Origin of the sequence: Moorena sp. SIO4A1 (genome assembly GCF_010672065.1) — a bacterium.
In the GTDB taxonomy this organism is placed as follows: Bacteria; Cyanobacteriota; Cyanobacteriia; order Cyanobacteriales; family Coleofasciculaceae; genus Moorena.
In genome coordinates, this window is sequence record NZ_JAAHHX010000068.1 from 1 (window position 1) to 14,129 (window position 14,129).

Consider the following 14,129-nt stretch of genomic DNA (forward strand, 5'->3'; position numbering starts at 1 on the left):
GGGAGGGCGATTCACCTTGGAGGCGTATATCATTAAGTATTCACTTTCAGGCAATTGACCTTTTTCCCTTACCCAGAGAGGTTTTCATCCCAATTCTGGCCGATTACGGCTACACATCAATAGTGGCTCGGACTGAAATTTACATGCATATTGGCTTCACACAGAAAGTGCAGTGAAACAGTACCCAAAAGGGTACTGTCAGCATTACCTATTATTAAGGAATAATAGCCAATTAAGCCGTTACTACCAACTCAACATGGCTTATACATGTAGCAGTTTGCAGCCATCGTCATGGTTCGCCGACCAAGACACTCAGCTCATGTGGCAAATGGTGAACTATGACCTTCACCTTTAAAGTCTTACCCAGGGAAATGCATTAACTGAGGCTTCCACTCCAATCAAAAAACTAGCTATAGCGTTCAGGTGTGACAAGCAGCCTTGTCAGCCTTCAGTGGTGCTCACTTCATCGGTGCATTGATCCTGGCTAGTGCCTAATTCCCATCCCCCGATAATTACAGATTACATCCATTGTGGATAAAGGGATAAACTATGGAATTTGATCTGATAATTATTTTTTTATCATTGTTTTTTGCTCAAAGCTTTATGCAAGCTTTATCAAAGCTTTATAGAGTTAAAATTTTAGTAAATTTTTATTTCGTGAAAGCGATAAATTTTAGATAACCACTATTGTAGTGATAAGTAGTCGGAGCAAAGTTTTAAAAATTATGTTGATTTTGTAAATTTTTATTCCATCGGGTTGGTTCAAATATGGTAAAGAAAGTTTGGAAAATTGATTAATGGTAAAAGGTTTATTTTGATCAGACTAGTTATATAATTGTTTGTGAGATATAATTCAGACATCAATACCAAGAGTTGATTCAACTATTCTTGAACGAATAATTACTTAAATCAAGGTTAAAACTATCTGTCTTGGAACTGTAAGTTGATTGCGATCGCTTAAGTCTTGGGGTCTATATAGGGTTTCTAGCTCATTAGTAAGCAGTCAGCCGTCAGCCGTCAGCCGTCAGCCGTCAGCTTTTAGCTCACGCTACTTGAAGTGCCGTCAGCCTTGAGCTTATAGCACATCAAGTAGCTTGGCACAGGCTTTGGCCTTGGCCTTTGGCCACGCTACGTGAATGGCCACGCTGTGCGAACGAGGCTGGGACGTATCCCATAGGCTGATAGCTGATAGCTGATTACTGACCGCTGATAGCTGATAGCTGAATGCTTAAGCTCATTAACCCCAATGCTCATTGCTCATAACATCAAAAAATACTCCGATCCTTTTGATATAGTGGTTGATGGATGAAATACCCAAGACCACGCTGTATCGATCTTTGCTGCTGTTTCCTGTTCCCTGATCCGACCTTTTCTAAGCCCAATCGCCCAGGGCTATAGGTTTTGGTGACCTATAGTTTTGACGACAAAAAAAACTCCAGTTGTTAATCTCGACGGAGTATAGGTCTGCTTTGTTTTAACTTACCCAAAAATCAGGATAAATTGTCTATACCATCTGCAGCAAGCAACCTTGGTGTTACAGATTCAATCAATGTTAAAAATGCCCAATTTAGGGCTGTGGTAAATATAAAACAGATTGATATGAATAACGCTCAAGATACAGAAGCCAAAATTTATCAAAGTCATTATTTAACAGCCTTCCAACGCAAACTGCTCCAAAAAAGCCTAGAACAGGATTTACATGAGTCCTACCGTCAGCGGATTCAAATTATGTTATTGGCAGATCAGGGCAAATCTCAAACGGAAATTTGTCAAACCTTGGGGTGTTGTGCCGCAACAGTAAGACATTGGATGCATATCGCTCGTAGTGGGATGGCTCACCAATGGCAGGATTGTCCCATTGGTCGCCCCAAGGCAGTCAATGACGAGTATTTAGACCGTTTGAAAGAACTGATTAACCAGAGTCCCCGGGATTATGGTTATTCCTTTCAGCGCTGGACAGTGAATTGGTTGAACAAACATCTGGCAAAAGAATTGGGGATTGAAGTCAGCAATCCCCACCTACAACGATTGCTCAAGGAGATGGGATTATCGACTATACCAACACGGAGAAAGGTTAACTCCCCTAACGGACGGGAAAACGATGGTCACAGCATCTTAATTTCTGACCTGAAATCCGCTAATAACTCCGAATCCAATAGTTTTTGGTTATTCAATCCCAGCAACATGGCATAAGATGATGGTTCGACATACATCTACATCTAATCCACTGATTTCCCCTGAGCAGCTCGCCCATACTCTAGGGCATCCTCTTTCAGAACTAGAGGTATCACGCTGTCTCAAACAAATAAAATATCGCGAGCCAACGGTAGGTCAATTTTGGCAGTCAACAGACGCCGAGGCTGGCGTCTATATTGTGATTTCCGGAAAGGTCAGACTGATTAATAGCGCGGGGGAGTTAATTACCAATCTAGAAGCTGGAGCTTCCTTTGGGGAGTGTACTTTCTTTCCAGAAGAGTCTTTTGAGCCTTACTCAGCCAGAGCTTCCCTCAAAACCAAGCTCTGTTATCTAACTCCGGAACTGTTATTTCCCCTAATTAGTAAACATCCCCAAATTCGCGAGCATTTTTATCGTCAGGCTCAAGGGCAAAATTCCCTGCTGATGCCGTCGGAGAGTGCTTTGGGAGAGGGGGAGAAAGGGAGAATAACGGAAGGTGCGGGAGTGGGACAGAAGAAAGATATCCCCACCTCAGGAGACCAAAAGCCCAAGCAAACCGTTAGGAAAGCTTACTTTCCTAGCCCTACTCAAAGGGTTGGTCATTTGTGGCAGCGAGTGATCCGACGCTATCCGTTTTTTGCCCAACAAAGTGGTTCTGACTGCGGTGCTGCCTGTCTGGTGATGATCGGTCGTTATTGGGGGAAACGATTCAGTGTTAACCGCTTGCGAGATATCTCTAATGCCGACCGTAATGGCGCTTCATTGCGGGGACTATCAGCGGCTGCCGAAAGTATTGGCTTTTCCACTCGACCGGTGAAAGCTAGTCTGGATCGACTGGCAAAACAACAGCTACCTGCTATTGTCCACTGGGACTGGGGGGGTGACGAAAATAGTTATAAAGCAGACAGGGCAAGCGATCTAGCTCTCATTCCTCGTAAATAATACTTCTGTTTATTACGATTAAGCTTCATTAATTATTGTATTAAATCAATAAGTTAATAACTAAACTTGACCCAAGTTTGAGCATGTAAGCCTATATAAAAACTACTGTGTCGTCTTTGTAAACGACCAGATTCTTTTACTCTACCAACATATTTATGAATTCCTTTACGTTTAATTTTTTGTCCGTGAAGAGTAGCAGAAGTATAAGCTATTGTTATCAATAAAATTAAGGAAATCAACCGATTATCTGAGACATTAGTGTCTTCTAAGTTATAGCAACCTGTTTTAAAATCTCTAAACATTTGCTCAATATTAAACCGTTTTTTATAAGCAGCAATTGCCAAGTCTAACGACTTTAAATTTGTGAGAATAAACCAGGGTTATTTTGGGGCAAATCCTGAAATATTTTTTTTCAATTTTGCGGCCAAATTAAAACGGGGTAATCCCTTAGTTTTCGTAACTTTGATTCCTTTAAAAAACAACGAAGTTCCTGGGACTAATTCTAAAGAATCTAAATCTGTCCAAATTTTTTTTTTCAATTTCAATAAATTAATTTTTTTTAAGACGTAGACAAAAGTCTGCATCCTTTTGTGACAACCAGTTTGCCAGCCTGACAGAACAAAATTCTCTATCTCCCAATAGGCAGATTCTATAATCTTTAAAAATCGGCATTATTTTTGATATATGAGTTGTTTGTTCCTTAAAATTACTACTGCCTAATTTTGGCATCAAAGTAAAGTAAACTGGAAAAGCTCTTTTGTCCCAAATCAGGCTAGTTACTAAAAGGTTTATTTTACCCCAATTTGTCCGATCACTTGCTATATAAACTAGGTCATTTTTTTCGGCGTTCGCCGACGCTACGCGAACAAAATATGTTTATAGTAAATTAGATAGAATAGGAAACCAAATATTTTCAAAATTTAAAGTTGGCAAAGATAAAAAGCGCTGTAGTCTTTTTCTTATACTTTCAAACTTTATTCCAAGAGGTAAAGCATTGGCTAATTTTTCAATGGCTTTCTCTTTTGATTGATTGTAGTAGAATAACTACAATATTTGCTAAAATATAATTACGATCCTTTAGTTTAAATTTTAGATGGTTTTGATATAATAAGGGTAACATTTTCAACAGATAGGTCTTATTGACAATGAAAGACCTATCTTTTTCTACCACAGATCGTTACACTCTTGACGTATCAATCGTTTCAATCGCTATCGTCGCCCCCCCAGCCACTGGGAAGGAAAACACTTTATTGTTGTTTATGAAATCACCAACAAGCATGTGGTAATTGCTGACCCTGGTATTGGTCAAAAAACTCTGAGCCACCAGGAATTCAAAGCAGATTGGACTGGTTATGCACTGCTACTGGAACCTACAGCACTCCTGAAGGATACCAAAGAGAGTAAGACGTCTTTATGGCAATTTTTTGAGTTGGTAAAGCCTCACAGTTTCGTGTTGCTGGAGGTGTTTATTGCTTCCCTAATTATCCAGATATTTGGTCTGATTACACCCATATTTACCCAGATAATTTTAGACCGAGTGGTGGTGCAAAGGAGCACCCTCACCCTAACCGCTGTCGGGTTAGGATTGCTAATGTTTAGTCTGTTCCGGGTTGCGATTACCGGGTTGCGGCAATATTTGCTTGACCACACCGCAAATAAGGTAGACCTAGCACTGATTGTCGGGTTTATTAGCCATACCTTGCGATTACCTTTAGGTTTCTTTGAGTCTCGTTTTGTCGGAGATATTACCTCCCGGATTCAGGAAAATCGTAAAATTGAGCGGTTTCTCACCGGTGAGGCGTTATCTATCCTGCTAGATTTACTAACAGTTTTTATCTATGTGGGTTTGATGTTTTGGTACAGTTGGAAATTGGCGCTGCTAATCTTAGTAATTGTACCACCCTTTTTCCTGCTGGCGTTGATTTATACACCATTTTTAAAACGAATTTCTCGGGAAGTCTTTCATGCGATCGCAAAAGAAAGTAGTTATCTGATTGAAGTGCTTTCTGGTGTCCGCACTGTCAAGTCTACAGCAGTTGAGCAAACCGTACGCTGGCATTGGGAAGAGTTATTAAATAAAGAAGTTAAAACTAACTTTTCTGGGCAAGTGATTAGCAATCGACTCCAGATTTTCAGCAATACCATCGAGGGGTTAGCCACTACCGCACTGCTCTGGTTTGGGGCATGGTTGGTGATTCAAAATCAGCTTACCATTGGGCAATTGGTGGCTTTTAATATGTTGCTGGGTCAGGTGATCAGGCCTTTCCAGCGGCTGACGCTACTGTGGAATGAATTTCAGGAAGTGGTGATTGCTATGGAGCGCATCAATGATGTGCTGGATTACCAACCAGAAGAAAATTTGCACCATCAAGCACGGCAATCATTACCTGAGTTGCGCGGTCACATTCGCTTTGATCAGGTCACCTTCCGCTATCACCGAGAAAGTGATACCAATGTCCTGGAAAATCTTAGTTTTGAGGTAAAACCAGGGCAAATGGTCGCCCTAGTGGGGCGCAGTGGTTCCGGGAAAAGCACGATTTCCAAGCTGATGTTAGGGCTGTATCTTCCCTCAGATGGGAAGGTGTTGATTGATGGGCAGGATATCACCAGTCTTTCCTTAGGCTCCTTGCGCCAGCAAATTGGTGTGGTGGATCAAGATACCTTTCTGTTTGGAGGGACAATTCGAGAAAACATCAGTCTGGCTTATCCCTCAGCCACCTTAGAAGAAATTATGGCAGCAGCAAAACTGGCCGGTGCTGATGAATTTATCCAAAAATTGCCCATGGGCTATGAAACCGAGATTGGGGAGGGAGGAGGGATGTTGTCTGGGGGACAGCGACAGCGTTTAGCCATTGCTCGCGCCCTCTTGGGAAATCCCCACCTATTAATTTTCGATGAAGCCACCTCCCACCTGGATGCAGAATCCGAGCGGATTATTCAGACCAATCTCAATACTATTCTCAAAAACCGCACCACCCTAGTGATTGCTCACCGTCTTTCTACCGTACGGAAAGCTGACCTGATTTTAGTGCTCGATAGAGGGGTATTGATTGAAAGCGGTACTCACGAAGACTTAATGGCAAAGCGAGGACATTATTTCTATCTGAATCAGCAGCAGTTATAGGGGAGGGAATAGGGAACAGGGAACAGGGAACAGGGAATAGGGTGTGGGGTGTGGGGTGTAGGGTGTGGGAAAAAATTCGTTGATTACTCTTGCCTTTTGCCTCTTGCCTTTTGCCTTTTGCCTGCTCCCTGCTCCCTGCTCCCTGCTCCCTATTCCCTGCTCCCTACTCCCTGCTCCCTGCTCCCTGTTCCCATCAATCCTATGTTCACAACTCAAATACCAAAGCTATATGCCTGAAAATCATACATTGAACGGACATAGTCCGACTCAAACTATTCCAGACCAGCGTCCCTATCAGGAGTTACTCACCGAAGAAACCACTCCTCAAGCTAGGAATGAGCAAGCACTCCAGGGTCATGAATGGTCTTATGCTACTAAGGAACTGCTTGATACATTACCCCAGGTTTGGACAAGGGGATTACTGTATTTTTTGATGGTATTTATGGGTGTTGCCTTACCTTGGGCGATCTTCGCTCAGGTGGATGAGACGGGAAAAGCCAGAGGAAGATTGGAACCTACGGGGGAAACTATCAAACTTGATGCTCCAGTGGCAGGAACGGTAGCAGCAATTAAGGTCAAAGAAGGGGAATTGGTAACGGCTGGTCAAACCTTACTAGAACTGGAATCCGAGTTAGTTAGCACTGAACTTCAGCAGGAACAAAAAAAATTAGAAGGGCAACAGAATCGCCTGAATCAATTAGAGGTGCTGAAAAACCAATTGATACTAGCTCTGCGTACCCAGGAGCAACAAAACCAAGCTCAAGAGTTAGAAAAACAGGCGCAAGTCGAGCAAGCACGGCAGAATCTGGAAGCGTTCAAGTTCGGCTACAGTTTACAAAAAGAAGAACTATTAGCACAAATAGAGCAAGCCCGAGGGGCGATAGACTCTAGCAAGGTTGCCTATGAATTAGAAACCATTCGTTTAGAAAGTGCTGAGGAAAAAATTCCCCGTTACAAAAACGCTTATGAAGAAGGGGTTTTGTCAAAAGAACGCTTTTTAGATGTGCAACAGTCAGCCAAAGAAGCCCAGAAAACTATCATCAGAACTGAATTAGACATAAAACAAGCTCAGTCTCGCCTGAAAGAGCAACAAGGTAGTTATGAAAAGACCATTCATCAAGCATCGGCTGATATTAAACAAGCTCGCCTGCGCTTGCAAGAGCAAGAACGGAGTTATAAAACTTTGGTTCATTCGGGTAAGCTGGCGTTACTCAAAAGTGAGGAACAACTGAAGAATATAGAAACCCAAATTACTACCCTCCAAGCCGAACTATCTCAGAATAAAAGTCAGATTAAATCCTTGGAAATTCAGTTAAATCAAAGGATGTTAGCGGCCCCGATCGAGGGAATCGTGTTTCAGTCCCCTATCAAAAGTGCCGGGGCTGTGGTGCAACCTGGAGATACTATAGTCGAGATTGCCCCAAAAGAGTCCTTCCTTTCCCTGCGGGCGCAGATCGCTATTTCAGAAAGTGGCTCCTTACGGGAAGGAATGGCAGTAAAAATGAAGTTTGATGCTTATCCTTTTCAAGACTATGGGGTAGTAGAAGGAAAGGTAATCAAAATTTCTCCAACCTCCAAGCTTACAGAGACGGAGCAGGGTAAAGTGCCTACTTATGACCTAGAAATTAAACTAAATAAAACCTGTATGCCCACACCACAGGAATGTATTGCTCTCCGCCCAGGGGACACCGCAACCGCAGAAGTAATTGTCCGCCAGCGTCGGATTATGGATTTAATCCTGGATCCCTTTAAGAAGTTGCAGCAGGGGGGTTTGGAATTGTAGTTTAGTTATCATTGCTAGAGATCAATGCTGAGGTTAACTATTTTTGAGTTGTCGGTTTTTATTAGTCAAATCAAAGAGGACAAAAATCATGTCAAAATCTATCACTATTAATGCTGAAGATATTCTAGATCAAGTCAAGCTATCTTTAAAAACTTCTGATATTGTAGAAGCAATTATTACCCGTCAAGTAATAGCAAATGCAGTAGAAGAGGCTGGAATCAAGATAGAAACTGAAGAACTTCAGGAAATGGCAGACAAATACCGAATAATGCATCAACTTCATAGTGCAGAGGATACCCATGCCTGGATGAAACAAAATAATTTGTCTCTAGATGATTTTGAACAATTGGTTTATAATCATGCCCTTTCCACAAAATTAGCTGTTCATTTGTTTGCAGATAAAATTGAACCCTATTTTTATGAACAGAAATTGGATTATGATGGTGTGGTGATGCATGAAGTGATTTTTGATAATAAAGATTTAGCTTTAGAATTATTTTATGCTATTGGCGAAGGAGAAATGAGTTTTTATGATGTTGCTCATCAATACATCGAAGATAAAGACTTACGTCGTAAAGGTGGATACCGAGGGATATTATATCGTCAGGATTTGAAGCCGGAGATTTCTGCTGCTGTTTTTGCTGCTAAACCTCCCCAGGTGATTAAACCGATTGTGAGTTCTAAAGGAGTACATTTAATTTTTGTGGAGGAGATTATTGAAAGGCAATTAGATAATTGGCTCCGCAATAAAATTGCTACTGATCTATTTAATGACTGGATAAATAGATCCCTTTATCAATTCAAATCTGTTACAAATATTGAAATCGTTCAACTCACTCCCCAAAATGCTTCTTAAATAAGAAGTATAGCAGAAGCGTTTAATAGTTTAAACCTTCAACGCTTCTGTAGAGCAACTTGTGGTAGACATAGAACGGTCTCGATTGTAAACAAGACCGTTCTGTTTAAAAAATCTTGCCTAAATGTCTTAAGGACTGGATAATCATCGGTAAATGCTTTTCCTAGGTATCTTTTGAGGATTTATGGAAAACTTGGTATAGTTTAAGCAAAATTTTAATATTTTTATTTAGCCTCTATTTTATAAAAAATTAGGCTATTTGTCTAGGGTTTTAACTATCATTAAACATTTTTGCTTTTAGAGGTATACCCCATCCGCCTTATTACGGGTGGGGTAAAGTGTATTTTAGTCTTGCTGAAATCTGCTACAAATCTATCCGATAAAGCGGACTTCGTTAGTATCTATAGCTGTTAAATCCAATTGCTATATACCTTTGTTACTACCATTCCAGACAAAAACCACTCCACAATATTCTCAATTTGAATCCTCCTAATGTATTCATCATTTCTTGCTCTGTTACATCATGCATATAGCTTTCATAATCCAAGAAAAGGTCAGCACCAGCAGGACGTAAATCAGAAATTTGAATGTTAGCCATTTGAGTTTTTCTCCAATAATGAATGTGTGTTATTTACCAGGAATCAATTAGTAATTTTTTATTCCTGTCTTAATCCTATTCAAAATAATTTCGTGTGTCTATTATTTTTAGATATTATTCATGCTAAAGCAAAAACACTTTTGTCATTAAATTAGATGTCATTACCTTCCGCTAAACCTATTCATAGCTCACAAGTAACCTATAAATAACTTTTCCCACTATTCTGATAGTTAACCTCTCTCTAATTTAGTGAATAAACTAAAACAGTTATGTCCACAAAACTAGTGGAGCTGATAAAAACCATAAAAAAAAGCCCAAGATTACTCTTGGACTAAAAGACTAAGATTAGTTTCTAGCACGTTTCAATTAGCTAAGGCACTTTCGTCCTAGGTTGATACAGTCAACATTTTCCCTATTGTGATTAAATTGACAAAGGAATTGGATTACCTCCTACTGTATCCAGTGGGAGAGACTTCACGGGGACTACCTCAAACCCAGCATCCAGAATTCCAGAGTAGCTTCCAATTGCCTCCAAGGCATTGACATTTTCTGAGGCAGTGCCAAAGGTTTCCATCACCTTGAAGTCCGTATCCCAAAGGTGACCACCATGTTTCAGGAAATCAGCTGAGCCGGAACCCCGTTCCCAAACCCAGATTTCACCACCATCGAGACCCGCTTCTTCAATGGGATCGATGCTGAACATAATCCAGTTATTCCCAGATGTCATCATCGCATCCAGATTAACTAAGTCAGCAAACTCGTCATCTACACCAATAGCGTTGGCAATTTCCTGTTGAGTATATAAGGCGCTTGTGGTGCCATCGGAATTATAGTTATAAACGGCGACTTTGGGGTCTCCATAAATCGAGAAGCGATTAGCATCTCTCCCTCCCCATAATTCCAAGGCGTCCACATCGGTAACCCCTAAATCGATACCGGGGCCTGGCTGATCAATTTGGTTAGCAGTTGCCCAAATATTGTTGGCACCTGTGGGAGTTTCATAGTAAATCTTATCATCAAAACTGGTGGAAAACACCAGGGTTGCTTGGTTGTTGATGACAGGATAGAAAAAAGCATCCCCAGAGTTGGCCATGGCATCCACTTGACCACGAATGCCATAATCGAAGCCATCCGTGGTATTCCCATTGCCGAACCAATTGAGAGTTTGTCCGGGGTCAGGATTTCCATTAGTGTTTTTATCCACACTGTTAGAATATTCCTTCCCGCCAACCAGTTTTAGGGAGGACACCGTATCAACGTCGGGAACTATAAAATCACTCAATGACAAAACTTTGTCTTTGAGATCGAGAGTGAAGGACTTTTCGCCATCAGAGAAGATTGTCTTTGACGTCACTCGATCCAAGGACTTCACTGATTCAGAATCAGAGGGCTTCAAGACAGGGACATCGCTTACTGAAATTTTATCAGGTATCAATTTTTTGTTGAACCTCCACTAATAAATGGGTGTTGTTTACTAGGAATCAATTAGTAATTTTTTATTCCTCTTGGGATAATACTTATATTAATTGAGTTTGTTGAGTTTTTGCCTAATTTATTGATGTCATAAGTAAACCTTTTTTGTCATAAAGTTATATGTAGTTATAGCAAATTAGCTTAGGTAAAAAGTCGTAGGTTTTAGGGAGCAGGGAGCAGGGAGCATGTCAACTTTGTAATTAGGTAGATAGATCCCCCCTAACCCCCCTTAAAAAAGGGGGGAATTAGATTGAAAAGTCCCCCTTATTAAGGGGGATAATGGGGGATCTGAATCAGGGATTAACAAAACTGACATGCACCCCTCGGGAGCAGGGAGCAGCGATGCAGCGCGGTCTTGGGGGAAACCCCCATGAGCGACTGCATCAAGACGGGAGCAGGGAAAAAATCTTGTGTACCTCATAGGAGAGACAATTGTTATATCTCTAATTTAGGGAATCAACTAAAACAATTATGTCAACAAAACTAGTGGAGCTGATAAAAACGATAAAAAGCTGACGCACAAATGCTTACTTTTTTGTAAGTATTCAGCCGTCAGCCGTCAGTGGTCAGTGGTGAGCTGATTTTATGTAAGTATTCAGCCGTCAGCCGTCAGCCGTCAGCCGTCAGCCTTCAACCTAATGCAGCGTGCGCCTAGGGCATAAGCTTAATGCTGATAGCTGATAGCTAATAGCTCATAACTGATAGCTGATAGCTGATAGCACCTCAAGTAGCGTGCGCGTAGCGCTAATCGCTGATAGCTGATAGCTGAATGCTTACGATTTTCTTCAAAGGTGCCCGTAGCGCATTAGCTGATAGCTGATAGCTGATAGCACCTCAAGTAGCGTGCGCGTAGCGCTAATCGCTGACCTTTTTATTAACCCTAAAACTTCCCAAAAAAAACTTTTTTAAAACCATTGACAACAATAACTATAATCATTAAAATAATCAGTGTAAACAAAATTAAATTCTGAGTTATGTCACAACAATTCAGCCAAAACTTCAAGAAACAACCTGCTCAGCACACTCTCAAAGGTTCTCGTCAATCAGTCATCTATAGTATGCAGATGCTTTACTCCCTAGGCTATGCAGAAATTGCGGAATGGACCCCTCTGGAACCCACTGATGTTCCAGGGGAAGTGATCACTACAATAACCAAGTATTGGTTGTTGCCATAACACCTTAAACGTTTGGGGGGATTTCCCCCCTGGCCAAGGTTTTGGTCTGCTTCTGTAGCATAGCCTTTGGCCAATCAGATCAGAGCAGGTTAGGTTTGCTAATTTTGTGACATAAAAAATTGAAATAGCCGTGGATAGTATTTCTACGGCTATTTTTTTTTATTTTGGGACTTATAGAAAAAGGGAACAGGGAACAGGGAACAGGGAATAGGGGGAAAATTCTGTGTACCTGATAGTTATGAAAAACGCTGTATGTCTAAGGAACTAAACTAAAACAGTTATGTCCACAAAACTATTGGAGCTGATAAAAACCATAAAAAATAGCCCAAGACTACTCTTGGACTAAAAGACTAAGATTAGGTTCTAGCACTTCTCAATTAGCTAAGGCACTTTTGTTGTAGGTTAATAAGTAACTATTTTGAGATTGTAACTAAATTAATAAAATAACGGCATCGGCTCCGATCGTATCCAGTTCGCGAGGTTCGACGGGGATTAACTCAAACCCAGCATCCACAATTCCAGAGTAGTTTGCGATCGCTTCCAAGCCATTGATATTTTCTGACGCAGTTCCAAAGGTTTCCATCACCTTGAAGCTGGTATCCTAAACATCGACTGACTCCCTAATCAGAAGCTTAGGCAATATTTATACCTAAGCATTCAGCTATCAGCCGTCAGCTAATCAACGGGAGGTAGTAAACAAGCACCGGGGGTGCTGGTACGGCTGGTTGAAAATCCCTGCTCGTTTTACTCATCCGACCCCGTGCAGTTAAAGCGCCTGCTAGCACCTCAAGTAGCGTGCGTGGCACAGGCTTCGACGCTGGGATGCGCTAATCGCTGATAGCTGATAGCTGATAGCTGACGGCTGAATGCTTACGTGCTATATATCTAAACACTGATAAATATCTTCAGAATTGGCATTGAGATAAACACGCTCCAAGTCAATCCCCAGCCTAGAAAATTGCCCAAGGATAGCCTTCATCTTTCCTTCGGTGGAATCATCCCCTTGATGCCAAGCTTCTAACAAGCCATTGGCGACAATCTGACAGCGATTCATGCCAAAGCTTTCCTGTTCGGCAAATTTTTGGTCTGGTTCTTCTGCTAACCCCAATCCTGGTGCTAGCTCCATGGTAAATAGGGGCACCTCTGGCTGAAAATGGGATTGGTGCTCTGTATAAATAGTCTTTAAAACTCCCTCAACAGCGTCATAGTGACACTTATCAAAGTAGAGTACCCCCGAATCGTGCCGTTCGTAGTCCTTGGGATTGTACAAAACTTTAAAGTGGAACGGAATTTCCATGTCGTTCAGCTGTTGGGTTAAGCTACCCATTACGGCAACTGCACCCTCAGGAGTCAAGTTGAAGTAAATTCGCACAGTCACTGACTGGTCTGTGTGCGGACGATTTGCTTCTAGATTGCCAACGGCCATATAAAAGCCATTTTGCACCAAATTCTTAGGCATACGGATTGCTACTGAATCCCCGACGGTGGCAGATTGCTGGGATGCTTGTAGATGCTGCTCCCGTTCAATATGCAGCCTCAATCCTCCCTTAGTCACAGCCAAAGTGCCATCACTTTCTTCTCTGAGAACAGACCAACCAGGGTCAAAGTAGCCTTTGCCACTATTGCTGTGGTGCAGTCGCTGATAAAATCCCACATCTACTCCTAGGATGGTATTGTTCTCCAGGTCTAGTGGCGCAGCTTCCGTATCTGCTTCCGGTGCGAGAGCATTTCGCATTGAACCGTTGTAATAAATACCATATAGAAAACTCCGCAGTTGCAGACTGATATATTTTTGCTGCATATCCTCGGGCATCCGTTGAAAACGTTCCACAGCTTCGGCTGGAATTTCCAACGGTTTGTAATCTGAATGGTGAATAGAGAAGTCTGATTGGATTTTTACTTTGTTAACAATATCGTCTAGAACATCTAGTAATTGCTGATTGGCGATGGGGGATGGTTTAATTTGTTTAGAATCAAGTAGTTGGATCATAGTTTGGTAGGG

Annotated in this window: 10 protein-coding genes and 1 pseudogene; 6 read left to right on the forward strand and 5 right to left on the reverse strand. The window is 41.6% G+C overall.

What is annotated here, in order from left to right; translation table 11 throughout:
- Positions 1 to 1,500: 1,500 nt before the first annotated feature.
- Both F6K53_RS29335 and F6K53_RS29340 read left to right on the forward strand, forming a co-directional pair.
- Complete coding sequence (locus F6K53_RS29335) at positions 1,501 to 2,193, forward strand: helix-turn-helix domain-containing protein (RefSeq protein WP_293070164.1); 693 nt, start codon at positions 1,501 to 1,503, stop codon at positions 2,191 to 2,193.
- Between the two features lies 1 nt (position 2,194).
- Positions 2,195 to 3,118 (forward strand): cysteine peptidase family C39 domain-containing protein, encoded by a 924-nt coding sequence (locus F6K53_RS29340; RefSeq protein ID WP_364303586.1) that lies wholly within the window; start codon positions 2,195 to 2,197, stop codon positions 3,116 to 3,118.
- On the opposite strand, the pseudogene F6K53_RS29345 reads toward F6K53_RS29340, so the two are convergent.
- A pseudogene (locus F6K53_RS29345) lies at positions 3,070 to 4,238 on the reverse strand (IS4 family transposase). The gene F6K53_RS29340 and the pseudogene F6K53_RS29345 sit on opposite strands and share 49 nt — an antisense overlap.
- Before the next feature lie 72 nt (positions 4,239 to 4,310).
- Here F6K53_RS29345 and F6K53_RS29350 point away from each other — a divergent pair.
- The 3 genes from F6K53_RS29350 (at position 4,311) to F6K53_RS29360 (ending at position 8,881) form a co-directional block, all read left to right on the forward strand.
- Positions 4,311 to 6,242: a peptidase domain-containing ABC transporter gene (locus tag F6K53_RS29350; protein WP_366511373.1), complete on the forward strand. Its 1,932-nt coding sequence runs from the start codon at positions 4,311 to 4,313 to the stop codon at positions 6,240 to 6,242.
- 79 nt (positions 6,243 to 6,321) lie between these two features.
- Positions 6,322 to 8,025 carry an HlyD family efflux transporter periplasmic adaptor subunit gene (locus F6K53_RS29355; RefSeq protein WP_293083114.1) on the forward strand — a complete coding sequence of 568 codons (1,704 nt, stop codon included), beginning with the start codon at positions 6,322 to 6,324 and terminating at the stop codon, positions 8,023 to 8,025.
- Between the two features lie 88 nt (positions 8,026 to 8,113).
- Positions 8,114 to 8,881 (forward strand): peptidylprolyl isomerase, encoded by a 768-nt coding sequence (locus F6K53_RS29360; protein WP_293070160.1) that lies wholly within the window; start codon positions 8,114 to 8,116, stop codon positions 8,879 to 8,881.
- A 439-nt stretch (positions 8,882 to 9,320) separates the two neighbouring features.
- Here the strand turns inward: F6K53_RS29360 and F6K53_RS29365 are convergent, their stop codons facing one another.
- Both F6K53_RS29365 and F6K53_RS29370 read right to left on the reverse strand, forming a co-directional pair.
- The gene (locus tag F6K53_RS29365) at positions 9,321 to 9,479 is read right to left on the reverse strand and encodes a hypothetical protein (RefSeq protein ID WP_293070158.1); all 159 of its coding nucleotides are present in this window, start codon (positions 9,477 to 9,479) and stop codon (positions 9,321 to 9,323) included.
- A gap of 421 nt (positions 9,480 to 9,900) precedes the next feature.
- Entirely contained in the window at positions 9,901 to 10,914 is a 1,014-nt protein-coding gene (locus F6K53_RS29370) for a hypothetical protein (RefSeq protein ID WP_293070156.1), read from the reverse strand.
- Positions 10,915 to 11,926: 1,012 nt separating this feature from the next.
- Here F6K53_RS29370 and F6K53_RS29375 point away from each other — a divergent pair.
- On the forward strand, positions 11,927 to 12,127 hold the full coding sequence (locus F6K53_RS29375) for a hypothetical protein (protein WP_293070154.1): 201 nt from the start codon (positions 11,927 to 11,929) through the stop codon (positions 12,125 to 12,127).
- 430 nt (positions 12,128 to 12,557) lie between these two features.
- On the opposite strand, the gene F6K53_RS29380 is transcribed toward F6K53_RS29375, so the two are convergent.
- Together F6K53_RS29380 and F6K53_RS29385 are read right to left on the reverse strand one after the other, a co-directional pair.
- Positions 12,558 to 12,710 carry a hypothetical protein gene (locus F6K53_RS29380; RefSeq protein ID WP_293070152.1) on the reverse strand — a complete coding sequence of 51 codons (153 nt, stop codon included), beginning with the start codon at positions 12,708 to 12,710 and terminating at the stop codon, positions 12,558 to 12,560.
- Positions 12,711 to 13,004: 294 nt separating this feature from the next.
- Positions 13,005 to 14,117, reverse strand: a complete 1,113-nt coding sequence (locus tag F6K53_RS29385; RefSeq protein WP_293070150.1) for a T3SS effector HopA1 family protein — start codon at positions 14,115 to 14,117, stop codon at positions 13,005 to 13,007.
- Between the last annotated feature and the right edge of the window lie 12 nt (positions 14,118 to 14,129).